The organism is Pseudomonas sp. CFBP 13727 (assembly GCF_014841915.1).
GTDB classification, from domain to species: Bacteria; Pseudomonadota; Gammaproteobacteria; order Pseudomonadales; family Pseudomonadaceae; genus Aquipseudomonas; species Aquipseudomonas baltica.
On record NZ_JACYUT010000003.1, the window covers coordinates 22,847 to 39,881 of the forward strand.

General features: G+C 57.9%; 25 protein-coding genes. 24 read left to right on the forward strand and 1 reads right to left on the reverse strand.

Features of this window, described 5'->3' with window-relative positions:
• Positions 1–5 precede the first annotated feature (5 nt).
• The 22 genes from rplP (at position 6) to bfr (ending at position 11,834) form a co-directional block, all read left to right on the forward strand.
• Positions 6–419 (forward strand): 50S ribosomal protein L16, encoded by a 414-nt coding sequence (gene rplP, locus IFT76_RS10685; RefSeq protein WP_122475651.1) that lies wholly within the window; start codon positions 6–8, stop codon positions 417–419.
• On the forward strand, positions 419–610 hold the full coding sequence (rpmC, locus tag IFT76_RS10690; protein WP_002555481.1) for a 50S ribosomal protein L29: 192 nt from the start codon (positions 419–421) through the stop codon (positions 608–610). The genes rplP and rpmC overlap by 1 nt, the downstream gene beginning before the upstream one ends.
• A gap of 2 nt (positions 611–612) precedes the next feature.
• A complete protein-coding gene (gene rpsQ / locus IFT76_RS10695; protein ID WP_043192528.1) occupies positions 613–879 on the forward strand; it encodes a 30S ribosomal protein S17 in 267 nt (88 codons plus the stop codon).
• Between the two features lie 23 nt (positions 880–902).
• Complete coding sequence (rplN, locus tag IFT76_RS10700) at positions 903–1,271, forward strand: 50S ribosomal protein L14 (protein ID WP_003243907.1); 369 nt, start codon at positions 903–905, stop codon at positions 1,269–1,271.
• Between the two features lie 11 nt (positions 1,272–1,282).
• Positions 1,283–1,597, forward strand: coding sequence for a 50S ribosomal protein L24 (gene rplX / locus IFT76_RS10705; RefSeq protein ID WP_049860773.1), 315 nt, complete (start codon positions 1,283–1,285; stop codon positions 1,595–1,597).
• Positions 1,598–1,617: 20 nt separating this feature from the next.
• Positions 1,618–2,157 (forward strand): 50S ribosomal protein L5, encoded by a 540-nt coding sequence (gene rplE / locus IFT76_RS10710; RefSeq protein ID WP_122475649.1) that lies wholly within the window; start codon positions 1,618–1,620, stop codon positions 2,155–2,157.
• Between the two features lie 13 nt (positions 2,158–2,170).
• Positions 2,171–2,476 (forward strand): 30S ribosomal protein S14, encoded by a 306-nt coding sequence (gene rpsN, locus IFT76_RS10715; protein ID WP_122475647.1) that lies wholly within the window; start codon positions 2,171–2,173, stop codon positions 2,474–2,476.
• 212 nt (positions 2,477–2,688) lie between these two features.
• The gene (gene rpsH, locus IFT76_RS10720) at positions 2,689–3,081 is read left to right on the forward strand and encodes a 30S ribosomal protein S8 (RefSeq protein WP_122475645.1); all 393 of its coding nucleotides are present in this window, start codon (positions 2,689–2,691) and stop codon (positions 3,079–3,081) included.
• A 12-nt stretch (positions 3,082–3,093) separates the two neighbouring features.
• Positions 3,094–3,627, forward strand: a complete 534-nt coding sequence (gene rplF / locus IFT76_RS10725) for a 50S ribosomal protein L6 (protein ID WP_122475643.1) — start codon at positions 3,094–3,096, stop codon at positions 3,625–3,627.
• A 10-nt stretch (positions 3,628–3,637) separates the two neighbouring features.
• Positions 3,638–3,988, forward strand: coding sequence for a 50S ribosomal protein L18 (gene rplR, locus IFT76_RS10730; RefSeq protein WP_043192536.1), 351 nt, complete (start codon positions 3,638–3,640; stop codon positions 3,986–3,988).
• Positions 3,989–3,991: 3 nt separating this feature from the next.
• The gene (rpsE, locus tag IFT76_RS10735) at positions 3,992–4,492 is read left to right on the forward strand and encodes a 30S ribosomal protein S5 (protein WP_043192537.1); all 501 of its coding nucleotides are present in this window, start codon (positions 3,992–3,994) and stop codon (positions 4,490–4,492) included.
• A 2-nt stretch (positions 4,493–4,494) separates the two neighbouring features.
• On the forward strand, positions 4,495–4,671 hold the full coding sequence (gene rpmD / locus IFT76_RS10740; RefSeq protein WP_003176408.1) for a 50S ribosomal protein L30: 177 nt from the start codon (positions 4,495–4,497) through the stop codon (positions 4,669–4,671).
• 3 nt (positions 4,672–4,674) lie between these two features.
• Positions 4,675–5,109: a 50S ribosomal protein L15 gene (gene rplO, locus IFT76_RS10745; RefSeq protein ID WP_122475641.1), complete on the forward strand. Its 435-nt coding sequence runs from the start codon at positions 4,675–4,677 to the stop codon at positions 5,107–5,109.
• Entirely contained in the window at positions 5,110–6,441 is a 1,332-nt protein-coding gene (gene secY / locus IFT76_RS10750; protein ID WP_043192540.1) for a preprotein translocase subunit SecY, read from the forward strand. It abuts the gene before it with no gap.
• Between the two features lie 28 nt (positions 6,442–6,469).
• Positions 6,470–6,586, forward strand: a complete 117-nt coding sequence (rpmJ, locus tag IFT76_RS10755) for a 50S ribosomal protein L36 (protein WP_002555468.1) — start codon at positions 6,470–6,472, stop codon at positions 6,584–6,586.
• Positions 6,587–6,715: 129 nt separating this feature from the next.
• Positions 6,716–7,072, forward strand: coding sequence for a 30S ribosomal protein S13 (gene rpsM / locus IFT76_RS10760; RefSeq protein WP_043192541.1), 357 nt, complete (start codon positions 6,716–6,718; stop codon positions 7,070–7,072).
• A gap of 30 nt (positions 7,073–7,102) precedes the next feature.
• Positions 7,103–7,492 (forward strand): 30S ribosomal protein S11, encoded by a 390-nt coding sequence (gene rpsK / locus IFT76_RS10765; protein ID WP_002555466.1) that lies wholly within the window; start codon positions 7,103–7,105, stop codon positions 7,490–7,492.
• 18 nt (positions 7,493–7,510) lie between these two features.
• On the forward strand, positions 7,511–8,131 hold the full coding sequence (rpsD, locus tag IFT76_RS10770; RefSeq protein WP_043192542.1) for a 30S ribosomal protein S4: 621 nt from the start codon (positions 7,511–7,513) through the stop codon (positions 8,129–8,131).
• A 22-nt stretch (positions 8,132–8,153) separates the two neighbouring features.
• Positions 8,154–9,155 (forward strand): DNA-directed RNA polymerase subunit alpha, encoded by a 1,002-nt coding sequence (locus tag IFT76_RS10775; RefSeq protein WP_007924176.1) that lies wholly within the window; start codon positions 8,154–8,156, stop codon positions 9,153–9,155.
• A gap of 42 nt (positions 9,156–9,197) precedes the next feature.
• Positions 9,198–9,584 (forward strand): 50S ribosomal protein L17, encoded by a 387-nt coding sequence (gene rplQ, locus IFT76_RS10780; RefSeq protein WP_122475639.1) that lies wholly within the window; start codon positions 9,198–9,200, stop codon positions 9,582–9,584.
• 182 nt (positions 9,585–9,766) lie between these two features.
• Positions 9,767–11,215 (forward strand): catalase, encoded by a 1,449-nt coding sequence (locus tag IFT76_RS10785; RefSeq protein ID WP_192058316.1) that lies wholly within the window; start codon positions 9,767–9,769, stop codon positions 11,213–11,215.
• A gap of 154 nt (positions 11,216–11,369) precedes the next feature.
• Positions 11,370–11,834, forward strand: a complete 465-nt coding sequence (gene bfr, locus IFT76_RS10790; RefSeq protein WP_122475635.1) for a bacterioferritin — start codon at positions 11,370–11,372, stop codon at positions 11,832–11,834.
• Between the two features lie 150 nt (positions 11,835–11,984).
• Here bfr and uvrA read toward each other — a convergent pair whose 3' ends face one another.
• A complete protein-coding gene (gene uvrA, locus IFT76_RS10795) occupies positions 11,985–14,819 on the reverse strand; it encodes an excinuclease ABC subunit UvrA (protein WP_122475633.1) in 2,835 nt (944 codons plus the stop codon).
• A 165-nt stretch (positions 14,820–14,984) separates the two neighbouring features.
• Between uvrA and IFT76_RS10800 the strand changes: the two genes are divergently transcribed.
• Both IFT76_RS10800 and IFT76_RS10805 read left to right on the forward strand, forming a co-directional pair.
• The gene (locus IFT76_RS10800) at positions 14,985–16,379 is read left to right on the forward strand and encodes an MFS transporter (protein ID WP_192054910.1); all 1,395 of its coding nucleotides are present in this window, start codon (positions 14,985–14,987) and stop codon (positions 16,377–16,379) included.
• Positions 16,380–16,388: 9 nt separating this feature from the next.
• On the forward strand, positions 16,389–16,919 hold the full coding sequence (locus IFT76_RS10805) for a single-stranded DNA-binding protein (protein ID WP_122475629.1): 531 nt from the start codon (positions 16,389–16,391) through the stop codon (positions 16,917–16,919).
• Positions 16,920–17,035: the final 116 nt, after the last annotated feature.

The following is a 17,035-nucleotide window of genomic DNA, read 5'->3' on the forward strand; positions in this document are numbered from 1 at the left end:
GCCAAATGTTGCAACCTAAGCGTACGAAGTTCCGCAAGCAGATGACTGGCCACAACCGTGGTCTGGCTCAGCGCGGTAGCAAAGTCAGCTTCGGCGAGTATGCGCTGAAGTCTGTAGCTCGTGGTCGTCTCACCGCTCGTCAGATCGAGTCAGCGCGTCGTGCCCTGACCCGTCACGTTAAACGTGGCGGCAAGATCTGGATCCGTGTATTCCCGGACAAGCCTATCTCCAAAAAGCCCCTCGAAGTTCGTATGGGTAAAGGTAAGGGTAACGTGGAATATTGGGTTGCCCAGATTCAGCCAGGCAAAGTCCTGTATGAAATCGAGGGTGTTTCCGAAGAGCTGGCGCGTGAGGCTTTCGCCTTGGCGGCTGCAAAGCTGCCTCTCGCCACCTCCTTTGTTAAGCGGACGGTGATGTGATGAAAGCGAATGAACTTCGTGAAAAATCAGCACAGCAACTGAACGAGCAACTGCTCGGCTTGCTGCGCGACCAGTTCAATCTGCGCATGCAGAAAGCAACTGGCCAGTTGGGGCAGTCTCACCTGCTCTCGCAAGTGAAGCGCGACATCGCTCGCGTGAAAACTGTGCTCAACCAGCAGGCAGGTAAGTGATCATGGCTGAAGCCGAAAAAACCGTCCGTACGCTGACTGGCCGTGTGGTCAGCGACAAGATGGACAAAACCATCACCGTATTGATCGAGCGTCGCGTAAAGCACCCGATCTACGGTAAATACGTTAAGCGTTCGACTAAGCTGCACGCTCACGACGAAACCAATCAGTGCAAGATCGGCGACAAGGTCACTATTCGTGAAACCCGTCCGCTGGCCAAGACCAAGTCCTGGGCACTGGTTGACGTTCTCGAACGCGCTGTTGAAGTCTAAGGGCTAGGGGTCGGAGAAATTCTATGATTCAGACTCAATCCATGCTCGATGTGGCCGATAACAGCGGCGCTCGTCGCGTCATGTGCATCAAGGTACTGGGCGGCTCGCACCGCCGGTACGCTGGCATCGGCGACATCATCAAGGTGACCGTGAAGGAAGCAATTCCTCGTGGCAAGGTGAAGAAAGGTCAAGTGATGACTGCTGTTGTAGTCCGCACTCGTCACGGCGTTCGTCGTGCTGACGGCTCCATCATCCGCTTCGATGGCAACGCTGCTGTTCTGTTGAACAACAAGCAAGAGCCAATCGGCACCCGTATCTTTGGGCCAGTGACCCGTGAGCTTCGTTCCGAGAAGTTCATGAAGATCGTCTCGCTCGCCCCAGAAGTGCTGTAAGGAGATCCGACATGCAAAAGATTCGTCGTGACGACGAGATCATCGTGATCGCCGGCAAAGACAAAGGCAAGCGCGGTAAGGTGCTCAAGGTTCTCGCTGACGACCGTCTGGTCGTTGGTGGGGTCAACCTGGTGAAGCGTCATACCAAGCCTAACCCGATGTCGGGCGTACAAGGCGGTATCGTCGAGAAAGAAGCGCCTCTGCACGCTTCCAACGTCGCCATCTTCAATGGCGAAACCAACAAGGCTGACCGCGTTGGTTTCAAAGTAGAAGAAGGCAAAAAAATTCGTGTCTTCAAGTCGACCCAAAAAGCGGTTGATGCTTGAACACTGCTAGGTAGAAGACCATGGCACGACTGAAAGAGATTTACCGGAAGGAAATCGCTCCCAAGCTTAAGGAAGAACTCAAGCTTGCGAACGTGATGGAAGTTCCGCGCGTTACCAAGATCACCCTGAACATGGGTCTGGGCGAAGCGATCGGCGACAAGAAAGTCATCGAGCACGCTGTAGCCGACATCGAGAAGATCTGCGGCCAGAAAGCCGTTGTGACCTTCGCACGCAAATCCATCGCGGGCTTCAAAGTCCGTGAGGGTTGGCCGATCGGTGTCAAGGTGACCTTGCGTCGCGACAAGATGTACGAATTCTTGGACCGCCTGCTGGCGATCTCCCTGCCTCGGGTACGCGACTTCCGCGGCCTGAATGCCAAGTCCTTCGACGGTCGTGGCAACTACAGCATGGGCGTGAAAGAGCAGATCATTTTCCCGGAAATCGATTACGACAAGATCGATGCTCTGCGCGGTCTGGACATTACCCTGACCACCACTGCTCGTTCGGATGAAGAAGGTCGCGCCTTGCTGCGTGCCTTCAACTTCCCGTTCCGCAACTGATTGGAGTAGGAAAATGGCCAAGAAGAGCATGAAGAACCGTGAGCTGAAGCGTCAGCTGACGGTAGCTAAATACGCCAAGAAGCGTGCTGAGCTCAAAGCAATCATCGTCAATCTGAACGCAAGTGAAGAAGAGCGCTGGAATGCTTCCGTAGCCCTGCAGAAGCAGCCACGTGATGCGAGCGCTGCTCGCATGCGTAACCGCTGCCGCCTGACTGGTCGTCCACATGGCGTGTACCGCAAGTTCGGCCTCGGCCGTAACATGCTGCGCCAGGCCGCCATGCGCGGTGACGTACCAGGTCTGGTCAAGGCCAGCTGGTAAGTCGGACCGACGAGATGCCTGCGCTCGATTGAGCAATCAACCGACCGCCGGTGTCACGGCGACTGAATCAAGCCCCTCATGGGGCTTGATTCATTTCTGCCGTACGTCTAGAATTGCCGGCTCGCCTGAGCCCGGGTTTTTGGACCGGATCAAACGCTCGGCGACGTTGTAGCCGCAAGGCTAATTATTTTTGTATCAGGAGCGTCTAGCCCATGAGTATGCAGGACCCGTTAGCGGACATGCTAACTCGAATCCGTAATGCCCAGATGGCTGAAAAGCCCGTCGTAAGCATGCCATCTTCCACGTTGAAGGTAGCTGTGGCCAAAGTTCTGAAGGACGAAGGTTACATCGCGGGTTTTCAGGTAAGCAGCGAAGCAAAACCGTCGCTTTCCATCGAGCTGAAATACTTCGAAGGCCGTCCGGTCATCGAGGAAGTCAAGCGCGTAAGTCGTCCAGGCCTGCGTCAGTACAAATCCGTTGATGACCTGCCAAAAGTTCGTGGCGGTCTCGGCGTATCCATCGTCTCCACCAATAAAGGTGTGATGACGGATCGTGCTGCGCGCGCTGCCGGTGTCGGCGGCGAAGTACTCTGCACAGTGTTCTAAGGGGGGATAAGCATGTCTCGCGTCGCTAAGAACCCCGTTAAGCTGCCAGCTGGTGTCGAAGTAAAATTCGCCGGCCAACAGCTTTCGGTGAAGGGTGCCAAGGGCACTCTGGAACTGAACGTTCACTCGTCGGTTGAAGTCGTTGAAGAGGCTGGCGAACTGCGTTTCGCTGCCAAGAACGGCGATCAGCAGACCCGTGCAATGGCCGGTACCACTCGCGCTTTGGTCAACAACATGGTCCAGGGCGTAAGCCAAGGCTTCGAGCGCAAGCTCCAGCTGGTCGGTGTTGGCTATAAAGCACAAGCAAAAGGCACAGTGCTGAACCTGTCGCTGGGCTTCTCTCATCCGGTGGATTACGAGTTGCCGCAAGGCATCACCGCTGAGACTCCTAGCCAGACCGATATCCTGATCAAGGGCATCGACAAGCAGCTGGTGGGTCAAGTGGCCGCTGAAATCCGCGATTTCCGTCCGCCAGAGCCTTACAAAGGCAAAGGTGTACGTTACGCAGACGAAGTCGTCCGCCGTAAAGAAGCCAAGAAGAAGTAGGGCATAGCAAATGACCGACAAAAAAGTTACTCGACTGCGTCGCGCTCGCAAGGCACGCCTGAAAATGCACGAACTCGAAGTCGTGCGTCTCTGCGTGTTCCGCTCTTCGCAGCACATCTATGCCCAGGTCATCTCGGCCGACGGCAGCAAGGTCTTGGCAAGTGCCTCGACTTTGGACAAAGAATTGCGTGATGGTGCCACTGGCAACATTGACGCGGCCACTAAGGTTGGCCAGCTGGTCGCTTCGCGTGCTAAGGCCGCTGGCGTCTCGCAGGTGGCTTTCGACCGCTCTGGCTTCAAGTACCACGGTCGCGTCAAAGCGCTGGCCGATGGCGCTCGTGAAGCTGGGCTGGAGTTCTAAGTTATGTCAAATAACGACCAAAAGCGCGACGAAGGCTACATCGAGAAGCTGGTTCAAGTTAACCGCGTTGCCAAGACCGTCAAAGGCGGCCGTATCTTCACCTTCACCGCGTTGACCGTGGTAGGTGATGGCAAGGGCCGTGTTGGCTTCGGCCGTGGCAAGTCTCGTGAAGTGCCTGCTGCCATCCAGAAAGCTATGGAAGCAGCTCGTCGCAACATGATTCAAGTGGACCTGAACGGGACCACCTTGCAGTACGCCATGAAGTCCGCTCACGGCGCTTCGAAGGTGTACATGCAGCCTGCTTCGGAAGGTACCGGTATCATCGCTGGCGGCGCAATGCGTGCCGTTCTCGAAGTGGCTGGTGTTCAGAACGTTCTGGCCAAGTGCTACGGCTCGACCAACCCCGTCAACGTGGTTCACGCTACGTTCAAGGGTCTGAAAGCCATGCAGTCCCCGTCGTCCATCGCCGCCAAGCGCGGTCTGAACGTTGAGGAGATCATCTGATCATGGCTACTGTAAAAGTTACGCTGATCAAAAGCATGACCGGCCGTATCCCTAACCACAAATTGTGCGTTAAGGGTCTGGGTCTGCGTCGCATCGGTCACACTGTAGAAGTCCAGGATACTCCCGAGAATCGCGGGATGATCAACAAGGCCTACTACATGCTTCGCGTAGAGGGTTAATCGATGAAACTCAATGATCTGAGTCCAGCTCCCGGTTCGCGTCGCGAAAAGCATCGCCCGGGTCGTGGTATCGGTAGTGGTTTGGGCAAGACCGGTGGCCGTGGCCACAAAGGTCAGACCTCCCGCTCCGGTGGCACCATCGCTCCAGGCTTCGAAGGCGGTCAACAGCCGCTGCACCGTCGCTTGCCGAAGTTCGGTTTCGTTTCCCTGAAAGCCATGGACCGCGCAGAAGTGCGTCTGTCCGAGCTGGCCCGAGTGGAAGGCGACATCGTCTCCGTGCAGTCCCTGAAGGATGCCAACGTGATCAACCAGAACGTACAGCGTGTGAAAATCATGCTGTCGGGCGAAGTGACTCGCGCTGTGACCATCAAGGGAATCGCCGCCACCAAAGGTGCGCGTGCGGCTATCGAAGCAGCTGGCGGCAAGTTCGAGGAATAAATGGCTAAGCAAGGTGCTCTCTCAGCGCTAGGCAAGGGCGGTATGTCTGAACTCTGGGCTCGTCTGCGTTTTCTGTTCCTGGCGATCATCGTCTACAGAATTGGCGCACACATCCCGGTTCCAGGTATCAACCCGGACCGACTCGCAGACCTGTTTCGACAGAATGAGGGGACCATTCTTAGCTTGTTCAACATGTTTTCCGGTGGCGCGCTGGAACGGATGAGCATCTTTGCACTGGGGATCATGCCGTACATTTCGGCATCGATCATCATGCAGCTGATGACCGCCGTGAGCCCGCAACTGGAGCAGTTGAAGAAGGAAGGGGAAGCTGGCCGTCGCAAGATCAGCCAGTACACCCGCTATGGCACCGTCATCCTGGCCTTGGTGCAGGCGATCGGCATGTCGATCGGCTTGGCCAATCAGGGTGTGGCGTTCACTGCAAGCTTCAGCTTCTACTTCGTGGCGGTCTCCACTTTCGTGGCGGGCGCGATGTTCATGATGTGGCTGGGTGAGCAGATCACTGAGCGTGGTGTGGGTAACGGTATCTCGATGTTGATCTTCGCGGGTATCGTTGCTGGTCTTCCGAGAGCGATCGGGCAGTCTTTCGAGTCTGCGCGTCAGGGCGATATCAACATCTTCGCGCTGGTTGCGATCGGTCTGCTGGCAGTGGCGATTATCGGTTTCGTGGTGTTCATCGAGCGTGGTCAGCGGCGAATAGCCGTTCACTATGCCAAGCGTCAGCAAGGCCGCAAGGTTTTCGCTGCGCAGACGAGCCACTTGCCGCTGAAAGTGAACATGGCCGGTGTGATTCCTGCCATTTTCGCGAGCAGCATCTTGCTGTTCCCGGCTTCGCTGGGCTCCTGGTTCGGTCAGTCCGAAGGTATGGGCTGGTTGCAGGACGTCTCGCAGTCGATCGCTCCTGGTCAGCCGTTGAACATTCTGCTGTTTAGTGCAGGGATCATTTTCTTCTGCTTCTTCTATACGGCGTTGATGTTCAATCCGAAAGACGTGGCGGAAAACCTGAAGAAGTCCGGTGCCTTTATTCCGGGTATTCGTCCAGGCGAGCAGTCGGCGCGCTACATTGATGGCGTTCTGACCCGTTTGACCATGTTCGGTGCCCTGTACATGATGTGCGTCTGCTTGCTTCCACAGTTCCTGGTGGTGGCTGCAAACGTTCCGTTCTACCTTGGCGGGACCTCGTTGCTGATTGTGGTAGTGGTTGTGATGGACTTTATGTCCCAAGTACAATCGCACCTCGTTTCGCACCAGTACGAATCCCTGATGAAGAAAGCCAACCTGAAAGGCTACGGTGGCAGCGGTCTGCTGCGCTGACAGTCCCTTAAGGTTCGAGGAGTTGGCAATGAAAGTTCGTGCATCGGTGAAAAAGCTGTGCCGTAACTGCAAAATCATTCGTCGCGAAGGCGTCGTTCGAGTCATTTGCAGCGCAGAGCCGCGTCACAAACAGCGCCAAGGCTGACTGTGATGTGCTACAAGCCCGGCAGCTAGTGCGCTGCCGGGTTGATTATTTGTTATTACAGCGATATTATCTCGCGCCCTATTTCTTGGCTTCCGGGGCGTAGGTAGCTGTCAATTGGAGTCCCACTGAATGGCCCGTATTGCAGGCGTTAACATTCCAGATAACAAGCACACTGTTATCTCGCTGACCTACATCTATGGTGTTGGTCGCACTACTGCACAGAAAATCTGTGCAGACACTGGGGTCAACCCAGCCGCACGGATCAAGGATCTGAGCGACGAGCAGATTGAACAGCTGCGTGGCGAAGTGGCGAAGTTCACCACCGAAGGTGATCTGCGCCGCGAAATCAACATGAAAATCAAGCGCTTGATGGATCTGGGCTGCTATCGCGGTCTTCGTCATCGTCGTGGTCTGCCAGTACGCGGTCAGCGTACCAAGACCAACGCGCGTACCCGTAAAGGTCCGCGTAAGCCGATCCGCAAGTAATCGCACCAGCGAATCGACAGGAATCTAGTCATGGCAAAACCTGCTGCTCGTCCTCGTAAAAAAGTCAAAAAGACAGTGGTTGATGGCATCGCCCACATCCACGCGTCTTTCAACAACACCATCGTGACCATTACCGATCGTCAAGGTAACGCCCTGTCCTGGGCCACCTCCGGCGGTTCGGGTTTCCGCGGTTCACGCAAGTCCACCCCGTTCGCTGCCCAGGTGGCTGCAGAGCGTGCTGGTCAAGCTGCGCTGGAATATGGCCTGAAGAACCTCGACGTCAACGTCAAGGGTCCAGGTCCAGGTCGTGAGTCCGCTGTCCGTGCATTGAACGGCTGTGGCTATAAGATCGCCAGCATCACCGACGTGACGCCAATCCCGCATAACGGGTGCCGTCCGCCGAAGAAGCGCCGCGTGTAATTCAGGAGACGATAGATAATGGCTCGTTACATTGGTCCAAAATGCAAACTGGCTCGTCGTGAAGGCACTGACCTGTTCCTGAAAAGCGGCGTTCGCGCCCTGGAATCGAAGTGCAATATCGAAGCAGCCCCAGGTATCCACGGTCAGCGCCGTGGCCGCCAGTCCGACTACGGCACCCAGCTGCGTGAAAAGCAGAAAGTCCGTCGTATCTATGGCGTTCTCGAGCGTCAGTTCAGCGGTTACTACAAGGAAGCTGCCGGCAAGAAAGGCGCAACCGGCGAGAACCTGCTGCAACTGCTCGAATGCCGTCTGGACAACGTCGTATACCGTATGGGCTTCGGCTCGACTCGTGCCGAATCCCGTCAGTTGGTATCGCACAAGTCGGTCAGCGTAAACGGCAAGACCGTTAACGTTCCGTCCTACCAGGTTCGTGCTGGTGACGTGGTCGCGATTCGCGAGAAAGCTAAAAACCAGCTTCGCATTGTCCAAGCTCTCGATCTGTGTGCCCAACGTGGCCGCGTAGAATGGGTAGAAGTAGACACTGAGAAGAAGTCGGGCGTTTTCAAGAACGTTCCTGCTCGCAGTGATCTGTCCGCCGACATCAACGAAAGCCTGATTGTCGAGCTCTACTCCAAGTAAGGGCTAGAAAATAGGTGCATCCATGCAGATTTCGGTAAATGAGTTCCTGACGCCCCGCCATATTGATGTGCAGGTCGTCAGTCCAACCCGCGCCAAAATCACCCTCGAGCCTCTCGAGCGTGGTTTCGGCCATACCCTGGGCAACGCGCTGCGACGCATCCTGTTGTCCTCAATGCCCGGCTGCGCAGTAGTCGAGGCCGAGATTGACGGTGTACTCCATGAGTACAGCGCCATCGAAGGTGTACAGGAAGACGTCATTGAAATCCTGTTGAACCTGAAAGGCCTGGCTATCAAGCTGCACGGTCGTGACGAAGTTACGCTGACCTTGTCGAAAAAGGGTTCGGGGGTGGTTACCGCTGCCGATATTCAGCTGGATCATGATGTCGAGATCGTTAATCCCGATCACGTAATCGCTAACCTGGCGTCTAACGGCGCCCTGAACATGAAGCTCGTCGTAGCTCGTGGTCGTGGTTATGAACCGGCCGACTCGCGTCAAAGCGATGAAGACGAAAGCCGCAGCATTGGTCGCTTGCAGCTCGACTCTTCGTTCAGCCCGGTACGCCGTATCGCATACGTGGTGGAAAACGCCCGTGTCGAGCAGCGCACTAACCTGGACAAGCTGGTTATTGATCTGGAAACCAACGGTACCCTGGATCCTGAAGAGGCCATCCGTCGCGCTGCAACCATTCTGCAACAGCAGTTGGCTGCGTTCGTCGATCTCAAAGGTGACAGTGAGCCTGTGGTAATCGAGCAGGAAGACGAGATCGATCCGATCCTGCTTCGCCCGGTTGACGATCTGGAACTGACTGTACGTTCGGCTAACTGCCTTAAGGCGGAAAACATTTACTACATCGGCGACCTGATTCAGCGTACCGAAGTAGAACTGTTGAAGACTCCGAACCTGGGCAAGAAATCCTTGACCGAAATCAAGGACGTTCTGGCCTCCCGCGGTCTGTCCCTCGGCATGCGCCTCGACAACTGGCCGCCTGCAAGTCTTAAGAAGGACGACAAGGCGACTGCCTGATCGTCGTAATCACCGAACGTTGTGTTTGGTAAGGAATGAACCATGCGTCATCGTAAAAGTGGACGTCACCTGAGCCGTACCAGCTCGCACCGCAAGGCCATGTTTCAGAACATGGCGGTGTCGCTGTTCGAGCACGAGCTGATCAAGACTACCCTGCCAAAAGCCAAGGAACTGCGCCGCGTTGCCGAGCCGCTGATCACCCTGGCCAAGGTAGACAGCGTTGCAAACCGCCGTCTTGCTTTCGACCGTACTCGTTCGAAAGAAATGGTTGGTAAGCTGTTCAACGATCTGGGCAAGCGCTATGCCACCCGTCAGGGCGGTTACCTGCGTATCCTCAAGTGCGGCTTCCGTACTGGCGATAACGCACCTATGGCGTACGTCGAGCTGGTTGATCGTCCTGTTGGTGGCTCGGTTGAAGCTGCTGAATAAGACGAACAGTCTGTTCTTGAAAAACCGGGCTTAGGTCCGGTTTTTTTATGCCTGCTGATTAGTCAAAATCTATCAGGCAAAGAAGATTTGCCCATTAGTCGAATGAGGGTGTTTTTTGGATACTTGCTTCAAGCCGCTGAAGTCGGCGCCTACACAGCAAGCCTTACCAAGGAACATCGTCCATGAGCCAGAGCAAGATCCTCACCACCGCTAGCGGCGCGCCGGTCGCCGACAATCAGAATTCCCGTTCTGCGGGGCCGCGTGGTCCCTTGCTGCTGGACGATTTCCATCTGATCGAGAAGCTTGCGCATTTCAACCGCGAGAATATTCCCGAGCGTCGTGTTCATGCAAAGGGCTCAGGCGCATACGGCACCTTTACGGTAACCCGTGACATCTCGGAATACTCCAGTGCCAAGCTGTTCAGTACCGTAGGCAAGCAGACCGAAACCTTCCTGCGATTTTCCACTGTGGGTGGCGAGCGCGGCTCAGCCGATACCGAGCGCGATCCGCGGGGTTTCGCCCTCAAGTTCTACACCGAGGAAGGCAACTGGGACATCGTTGGCAACAACACGCCTGTGTTCTTCATTCGCGACCCGATGAAGTTTCCCGATTTCATCCACACCCAGAAGCGTTTGCCTCAAAGCAACCTCAAGAGCGCGCAGATGATGTGGGACTTCTGGTCCCATTCGCCCGAAGCGTTGCACCAGGTGACCATTCTGTTCTCGGACCGCGGCATTCCGGACGGCTATCGTCACATGCACGGCTTCGGTAGCCACACCTATAGCTTGATCAATGCCAAGGGTGAGCGTCACTGGGTCAAGTGGCACTACAAGACGGCTCAGGGCATCAAGAACCTTGCTCCAGCCGACGCGGCGCGTATCGCCGGCACCGACCCGGATTACGCACAGCGCGATCTGTTCGATGCAATCGAGCGTGGGGATTTCCCCAAGTGGCGTGTATGCATGCAGATCATGAGTGAGGATCAGGCGAACCGTCACCACGAAAACCCGTTCGACGTGACCAAGACCTGGTCGCAGAAGGAGTTTCCGTTGATCGAAGTAGGTATGTTGGAGCTGAATCGTAATCCGCTGAACTATTTTGCCGAAGTAGAGCAAGCGACGTTTGGCCCGAGCAATATGGTGCCCGGCGTAGGACTGTCGCCCGACCGCATGCTGCAAGGCCGTGTGTTCGCCTATGCCGATGCTCACCGCTATCGCGTTGGGACCAATCATCAGCAGTTGCCGGTGAACGCACCCCGCAGCCCGGTTCACTCGTACCAGCGCGACGGTTCGATGGCCTTTGGCAGCAATGGCGGTGCCGCGCCTAATTACGAGCCCAACAGCTACGCCGATGCGCCCAAGCAGGCGCCTCAGTATCGCGAGCCGGCCTTGGCCGTGCACGGTGATGCTGATCGCTTCGATCATCGCGTGGACGCGGATTACTACAGCCAGGCTGGCGCTCTTTTTCGTTTGATGAATGCCGAGCAGCAGACTTTGCTCATCGACAACATTGCTGGCGCGATGATGGGTGTCAGCGCGGATGTGGTGGAGCGCCAGTTGCAGAACTTCTACCGTGCGGACGAAGCCTACGGTAGTGGGATCGCCAAGGCATTGGGCATGCAACTGGGCTGAACCTAAGTGATAAGAAGAACCGCCCTCATCTGGGCGGTTTTTCGCTTTATTTCGTCACATTTTCTCTGCTTTTTAGCGTATTTCTGCACTGTGGGCCGTGACGTATCCGCGACCTTGGTTCAAACTATGCCTTTCTGCTAGGAGATATACGGCGATGCAAGGCCACCCGGACGTAATCGATTACCTCAATACTTTGCTTACAGGCGAGCTGGCTGCCCGTGATCAGTATTTCATCCACTCGCGGATGTACGAGGACTGGGGCTTCGCCAAGCTCTTCGAGCGCATCAATCATGAGATGGAAGAAGAAGCAGGTCATGCCGACGCCTTGATGCGTCGCATCCTGATGCTTGAAGGCACGCCGCGCATGCGTCCGGACGACCTTGAAGTCGGTACGGATGTCCCGAGCATGATCGCTGCCGATCTGCGTCTGGAATACAAGGTGCGTGCGGCCTTGTGCAAGGGTATCGAGTTGTGCGAACGACACAGCGACTTCGTGACTCGCGACATACTGCGGGTGCAGTTGGCGGATACCGAGGAAGATCATACGTACTGGCTGGAGAAGCAGCAGGGTTTGATCAAGTCCATTGGCTTGGAGAATTACCTGCAGTCGCAGTTCTGATCTCATCGTAGCAGTGGTTCAAGGCCAGGCAGGATGCACGGTGATTCCGCAGGGTTATGGTGCTGGCCAATGACGCGGCTTGCGCCGCTGCTACAGGGATGGCGTTTTGTCTGAAACTAAAAAGCCCCGCTTGTGCGGGGCTTTTTAGTTTCAGGCTTTGTCGCGTTCGAGCAACGGTTTGAGGTAGTGACCGGTGTAGGACTGCTTCATGTCCGCAACCTGCTCCGGGGTGCCGACGGCGATGATCTGGCCGCCTTTGGAGCCGCCCTCCGGGCCCAGGTCGACCAGCCAGTCTGCAGTCTTGATGACATCGAGGTTGTGCTCGATCACTACCACGGTGTTGCCGTGGTCGCGCAGGCGATGCAGCACGTCAAGCAGCTGCTGGATATCGGCGAAGTGCAGGCCAGTGGTGGGTTCGTCAAGGATGTAGAGGGTCTTGCCGGTGTCGCGCTTGGACAGCTCGCGGGACAGTTTGACCCGCTGTGCTTCACCGCCGGACAAGGTGGTCGCCGACTGCCCCAGCTTGATGTAGGACAGGCCGACATCCATGAGGGTCTGCAGCTTGCGCGCCAGTGCCGGTACCGCATCGAAGAACTCGCGCGCCTCCTCGATGGTCATCTCGAGGGTCTCGTGGATGTTCTTGCCCTTGTACTTGATCTCCAGGGTTTCGCGGTTGTAGCGCTTGCTCTTGCAGACATCGCAGGGCACATAGATGTCGGGCAGGAAGTGCATCTCAACCTTGATCAAGCCGTCACCCTGGCAGGCCTCGCAGCGACCGCCCTTGACGTTGAACGAGAAGCGGCCCGGGCCATAACCGCGTGAGCGCGATTCCGGCACCCCAGCGAACAGTTCGCGGATTGGAGTGAACAATCCGGTGTAGGTGGCAGGGTTCGAGCGCGGCGTGCGTCCGATCGGGCTCTGGTCGATGTCGACCACTTTGTCCAGGTGCTGCAAGCCATTGATGCTGTCATGCGCCGAAGCTTCCAGCGTGGTTGCCCCGTTGAGAGCGGTGGCGCTGAGGGGGAACAGGGTGTTGTTGATCAGGGTCGACTTGCCCGAGCCGGAAACGCCGGTGACGCAAGTCAGCAAGCCGATCGGGATCTCCAGATCGACATTGCGCAGATTGTTGCCGCGGGCGCCCTTGAGCGTCAGGGCCAGCTTTTTGTTGCGCGGCGTACGCTTGGCTGGCACGGCGATCTTCACGCGGCCGGACAGGTACTTGCCGGTCAGCGAGTCGGGATGGTCCATGACCTCCTGCGCGGTGCCCTGGGCGACGATATGGCCGCCATGCACGCCGGCGCCGGGGCCGATGTCCACCACGTAGTCGGCGAGGCGAATGGCATCTTCGTCATGCTCGACGACGATGACGGTATTGCCGATGTCGCGCAGGTGCTTGAGGGTCCCCAGCAACCGATCGTTGTCCCGCTGATGCAGGCCGATGGAGGGCTCGTCGAGAATGTACATTACGCCGACCAGGCCCGCACCGATCTGGCTGGCCAGACGGATGCGCTGGGCTTCGCCGCCGGACAGCGTGTCGGCACTGCGGTCCAGGGTCAGGTAGTCCAGGCCGACGTTGACCAGAAACTGCAGGCGCTCGCGGATTTCCTTGAGGATCTTGTCGGCAATTTCGCCCTTGCGTCCGGTCAGGGCGAGCGTGCCGAAGTACTCGGTGGCGTCGCCGATCGGCAGGCCGGTGACGGCGGGCAGGGTTTTCTCGCCTACCCATACATGCCGAGCCTCGCGGCGCAGACGCGTGCCGCGGCAGTCCGGGCAGGGCTGGGTGCTGAGGAACTTGGCGAGTTCTTCACGGACGCTGGCCGACTCGGTTTCGCGGTAGCGGCGTTCGAGGTTGGGCACGATGCCTTCGAACGGGTGCGAACGTTTGACGATATCGCCCCGGTCATTCAGGTAACGGAAGTCGACGTTGTGGGTGCCGCTGCCGGTGAGGATGACTTTCTGCTGGTCGGCCGGCAGCTCGTTGAACGGCACGTCGAGGCTGAACTGATAATGGCTGGCGAGCGAGCCGAGCATCTGGAAATAGTAGACGTTGCGCCGGTCCCAGCCGCGGATCGCGCCCTCGGCCAGGGTCAATTCGCCATTCACCAAGCGCTTGTTGTCGAAAAACTGTTTCACGCCCAGGCCATCGCAGGTCGGGCAGGCGCCGGCCGGGTTGTTGAAGGAGAACAGCTTGGGTTCCAGTTCGCTGATCGCGTGGCCGCAGATCGGGCAGGCAAAGCGTGCGGAGAAGATGATCTCTTCGAACGGCTCGTCGTCCATCGACGCCACCAAGGCGATGCCATCGGCCAGCTTCAACGCCGTCTCGAACGATTCGGCCAGACGCTGTTGCAGGTCGGCACGGACCTTGAAGCGGTCCACCACCACTTCGATGGTGTGCTTCTTCTGCTTGTCGAGCTTGGGCAGCTCGTCCATTTCATAGAGCTTGCCGTTGATGCGCGCACGGACGAAACCCTGGGCGCGCAGCTCTTCGAAAATGGCCAGGTGCTCGCCTTTGCGTTCGCGGATGACCGGGGCCAGCAGCATGAGGCGGGCGCCTTCGGGCTGCGCCAGGACGAGGTCGACCATCTGGCTGACGGTCTGGGCCTCCAGCGGGATGTCGTGATCCGGGCAGCGCGGCGTGCCCACGCGGGCGTACAGCAGGCGCAGGTAGTCGTAGATCTCGGTAATGGTGCCGACGGTGGAGCGCGGGTTGTGCGATGTCGACTTCTGCTCGATGGAAATGGCCGGCGACAGACCTTCGATGGTGTCGACGTCGGGCTTTTCCATCATCGACAGGAATTGCCGGGCATAGGCCGACAGCGATTCGACGTAGCGGCGTTGGCCTTCGGCGTAGAGGGTGTCGAAAGCCAGGGAGGATTTGCCTGAACCCGACAGCCCGGTGATCACGATCAGTTTGTCACGGGGCAGGGTCAGGTCGATGTTTTTCAAATTGTGGGTTCGAGCCCCACGTACCAGAATCTTGTCCAAGGCGGCCTCGCGCGGCGGGCGTAAACAGGTGAGTATACGGGGCTTGTCAATGGCACGGCACGGTGAGTGCGCGCAAAGATGAAGAAGGCGCGTCATAGCGTCGCCGTCTGTGCCGTTACTGGGTGGGACTGGTAGAATCGTCACCGGTTCACACGAGGTTTATCCATGCACGATCCCCACAGCGAACGCATGAGCAGCGGTGAAACCCGCGCAGCCAGCGGGTTGGCCCTGGTGTTCGCTTTCCGCATGCTGGGCATGTTCATGGTCCTGCCAGTGCTGGCGACCTATGGCATGGACCTGGCGGGCGCCACTCCGGCCCTGATCGGTCTGGCGATCGGCGCCTATGGCCTGACCCAGGCATTCCTGCAGATCCCTTTCGGGGTCATCTCCGACCGGATCGGCCGTCGTCCGGTGATCTACGGCGGCCTGGTGATCTTCGCCATTGGCAGCGTGGTCGCGGCCCAGTCCGATTCCATCTGGGGTGTGATCGCTGGACGCGTTCTGCAGGGCGCCGGGGCGATATCGGCAGCGGTCATGGCCCTGCTATCGGACCTGACCCGCGAACAGAACCGCACCAAGGCGATGGCCATGATCGGCATGAGCATTGGCGTGTCGTTCGCGGTGGCGATGGTGGTTGGGCCACTGCTGACTCGCGCCTTCGGCCTGCATGGCCTGTTCCTGGCGACCGGCGGGCTGGCGTTGGTTGGCATCGCGCTGGTGGCGTTCGTGGTGCCCAAGGCGACGGCACATACCCTTCATCGTGAGTCGGGCGTGACCCGCAGCGAGATGCTGGCCACCCTCAAGCACCCCGATCTGCTGCGCCTGGACCTCGGCATCTTCGTGCTTCACTCGATCCTGATGGCAAGCTTCGTCGCCTTGCCACTGGCATTGGTGGAGCGCGCCGGGTTGCCCAAGGAGCAGCATTGGTGGGTGTACCTGACCGCCCTGGTCGTATCTTTTTTCGCAATGATTCCGTTCATCATCTACGGCGAAAAGAAGCGCAAGATGAAGCGTGTTCTGCTGGGCGCGGTGGCGACCCTGATGCTGGTGGAGGTGTTCTTCTGGGCGTTCGGCGACAGCCTGAGGGCGCTGGTCATTGGCACGGTGGTGTTCTTCACGGCGTTCAACCTGCTGGAGGCGTCGCTGCCTTCGTTGATCAGCAAGGTTTCGCCAGCCGGCGGCAAGGGCACGGCCATGGGGGTGTATTCCACCAGCCAGTTCCTGGGGTCGGCCATGGGTGGCATCCTTGGCGGTTGGTTGTTTCAGCAGGGTGGCCTGGGTGTGGTCTTCATCGGATGCGCGGCGCTGTGCGCCCTGTGGCTGGCCATAGCTGTTACTATGCGCGAACCACCCTACGTGACCAGTCTGCGCTTGCCGCTTTCGCCCCAAGCGATGCGCGAGACGGGATTGGCCGAGCGGTTGAAAGCCGTGCCCGGTGTAACAGATGCGGTGGTGGTGGCAGAAGAGGCCGCCATCTATATCAAATTGGACAAAGAAATTTTGGATCGCACCGCCCTCGAGCGCCTGGTCAATCCAGCGCCGACAGCGTGCGAAGCCTAGGAGAACGTTATGGCCCGTGGGGTTAACAAAGTCATTCTGGTGGGTACTTGCGGTCAGGATCCTGAGGTCCGTTTCCTGCCCAACGGCAATGCGGTCACCAACCTGAGCCTGGCCACCAGCGAGCAGTGGACCGACAAGCAGAGCGGCCAGAAGGTCGAGCGTACCGAGTGGCACCGTGTGTCGATGTTCGGCAAGGTTGCGGAGATCGCCGGTGAGTACCTGCGCAAGGGCTCGCAGGTGTACATCGAAGGCAAGCTGCAGACCCGCGAGTGGGAAAAGGACGGTATCAAGCGCTACACCACCGAGATCATCGTCGACATGCAGGGCACCATGCAGCTGTTGGGCGGCCGTCCGCAGAACAACGACCAGCAGGGCGGCGGTGGCAACAACTACCAGCAGTCGGCACCGGCTCCGCGTCAGCAGGCGCCGCGCCCGCAGCAGTCCGCGCCGCAGCAGCGTTCGGCTCCGCCTGCGCAGCAGCAGCCAGCGCAGCAGCCGGCTCCGGATTTTGACAGCTTTGATGATGATATTCCGTTCTAGAGTCTACCTCAGGCTTTTTTGTAAAGTCTTACGCCAAAACCCCCGCCATGCGGGGGTTTTTCGTTTCTACTGGTGTAAAGTTTTTCTTGATTTTAAATGTCTGTTCTGAAACCATG

Bases quoted from the DNA above. Each gene is read 5' to 3' on its own strand.
- rpmD (WP_003176408.1), top strand. From the start codon at position 4,495: ATGGCTACTGTAAAAGTTACGCTGATCAAAAGCATGACCGGCCGTATC.
- bfr (WP_122475635.1), top strand. From the start codon at position 11,370: ATGCAAGGCCACCCGGACGTAATCGATTACCTCAATACTTTGCTTACA.
- rplO (WP_122475641.1), top strand. From the start codon at position 4,675: ATGAAACTCAATGATCTGAGTCCAGCTCCCGGTTCGCGTCGCGAAAAG.
- rpmC (WP_002555481.1), top strand. From the start codon at position 419: ATGAAAGCGAATGAACTTCGTGAAAAATCAGCACAGCAACTGAACGAG.
- rpsN (WP_122475647.1), top strand. From the start codon at position 2,171: ATGGCCAAGAAGAGCATGAAGAACCGTGAGCTGAAGCGTCAGCTGACG.
- IFT76_RS10785 (WP_192058316.1), top strand. From the start codon at position 9,767: ATGAGCCAGAGCAAGATCCTCACCACCGCTAGCGGCGCGCCGGTCGCC.
- rplQ (WP_122475639.1), top strand. From the start codon at position 9,198: ATGCGTCATCGTAAAAGTGGACGTCACCTGAGCCGTACCAGCTCGCAC.
- IFT76_RS10775 (WP_007924176.1), top strand. From the start codon at position 8,154: ATGCAGATTTCGGTAAATGAGTTCCTGACGCCCCGCCATATTGATGTG.
- rplF (WP_122475643.1), top strand. From the start codon at position 3,094: ATGTCTCGCGTCGCTAAGAACCCCGTTAAGCTGCCAGCTGGTGTCGAA.
- IFT76_RS10800 (WP_192054910.1), top strand. From the start codon at position 14,985: ATGCACGATCCCCACAGCGAACGCATGAGCAGCGGTGAAACCCGCGCA.
- rpmJ (WP_002555468.1), top strand. From the start codon at position 6,470: ATGAAAGTTCGTGCATCGGTGAAAAAGCTGTGCCGTAACTGCAAAATC.
- rpsK (WP_002555466.1), top strand. From the start codon at position 7,103: ATGGCAAAACCTGCTGCTCGTCCTCGTAAAAAAGTCAAAAAGACAGTG.
- rpsQ (WP_043192528.1), top strand. From the start codon at position 613: ATGGCTGAAGCCGAAAAAACCGTCCGTACGCTGACTGGCCGTGTGGTC.
- rplP (WP_122475651.1), top strand. From the start codon at position 6: ATGTTGCAACCTAAGCGTACGAAGTTCCGCAAGCAGATGACTGGCCAC.
- secY (WP_043192540.1), top strand. From the start codon at position 5,110: ATGGCTAAGCAAGGTGCTCTCTCAGCGCTAGGCAAGGGCGGTATGTCT.
- IFT76_RS10805 (WP_122475629.1), top strand. From the start codon at position 16,389: ATGGCCCGTGGGGTTAACAAAGTCATTCTGGTGGGTACTTGCGGTCAG.
- rpsE (WP_043192537.1), top strand. From the start codon at position 3,992: ATGTCAAATAACGACCAAAAGCGCGACGAAGGCTACATCGAGAAGCTG.
- rplR (WP_043192536.1), top strand. From the start codon at position 3,638: ATGACCGACAAAAAAGTTACTCGACTGCGTCGCGCTCGCAAGGCACGC.
- rpsD (WP_043192542.1), top strand. From the start codon at position 7,511: ATGGCTCGTTACATTGGTCCAAAATGCAAACTGGCTCGTCGTGAAGGC.
- rplX (WP_049860773.1), top strand. From the start codon at position 1,283: ATGCAAAAGATTCGTCGTGACGACGAGATCATCGTGATCGCCGGCAAA.
- rplN (WP_003243907.1), top strand. From the start codon at position 903: ATGATTCAGACTCAATCCATGCTCGATGTGGCCGATAACAGCGGCGCT.
- rplE (WP_122475649.1), top strand. From the start codon at position 1,618: ATGGCACGACTGAAAGAGATTTACCGGAAGGAAATCGCTCCCAAGCTT.
- rpsH (WP_122475645.1), top strand. From the start codon at position 2,689: ATGAGTATGCAGGACCCGTTAGCGGACATGCTAACTCGAATCCGTAAT.
- rpsM (WP_043192541.1), top strand. From the start codon at position 6,716: ATGGCCCGTATTGCAGGCGTTAACATTCCAGATAACAAGCACACTGTT.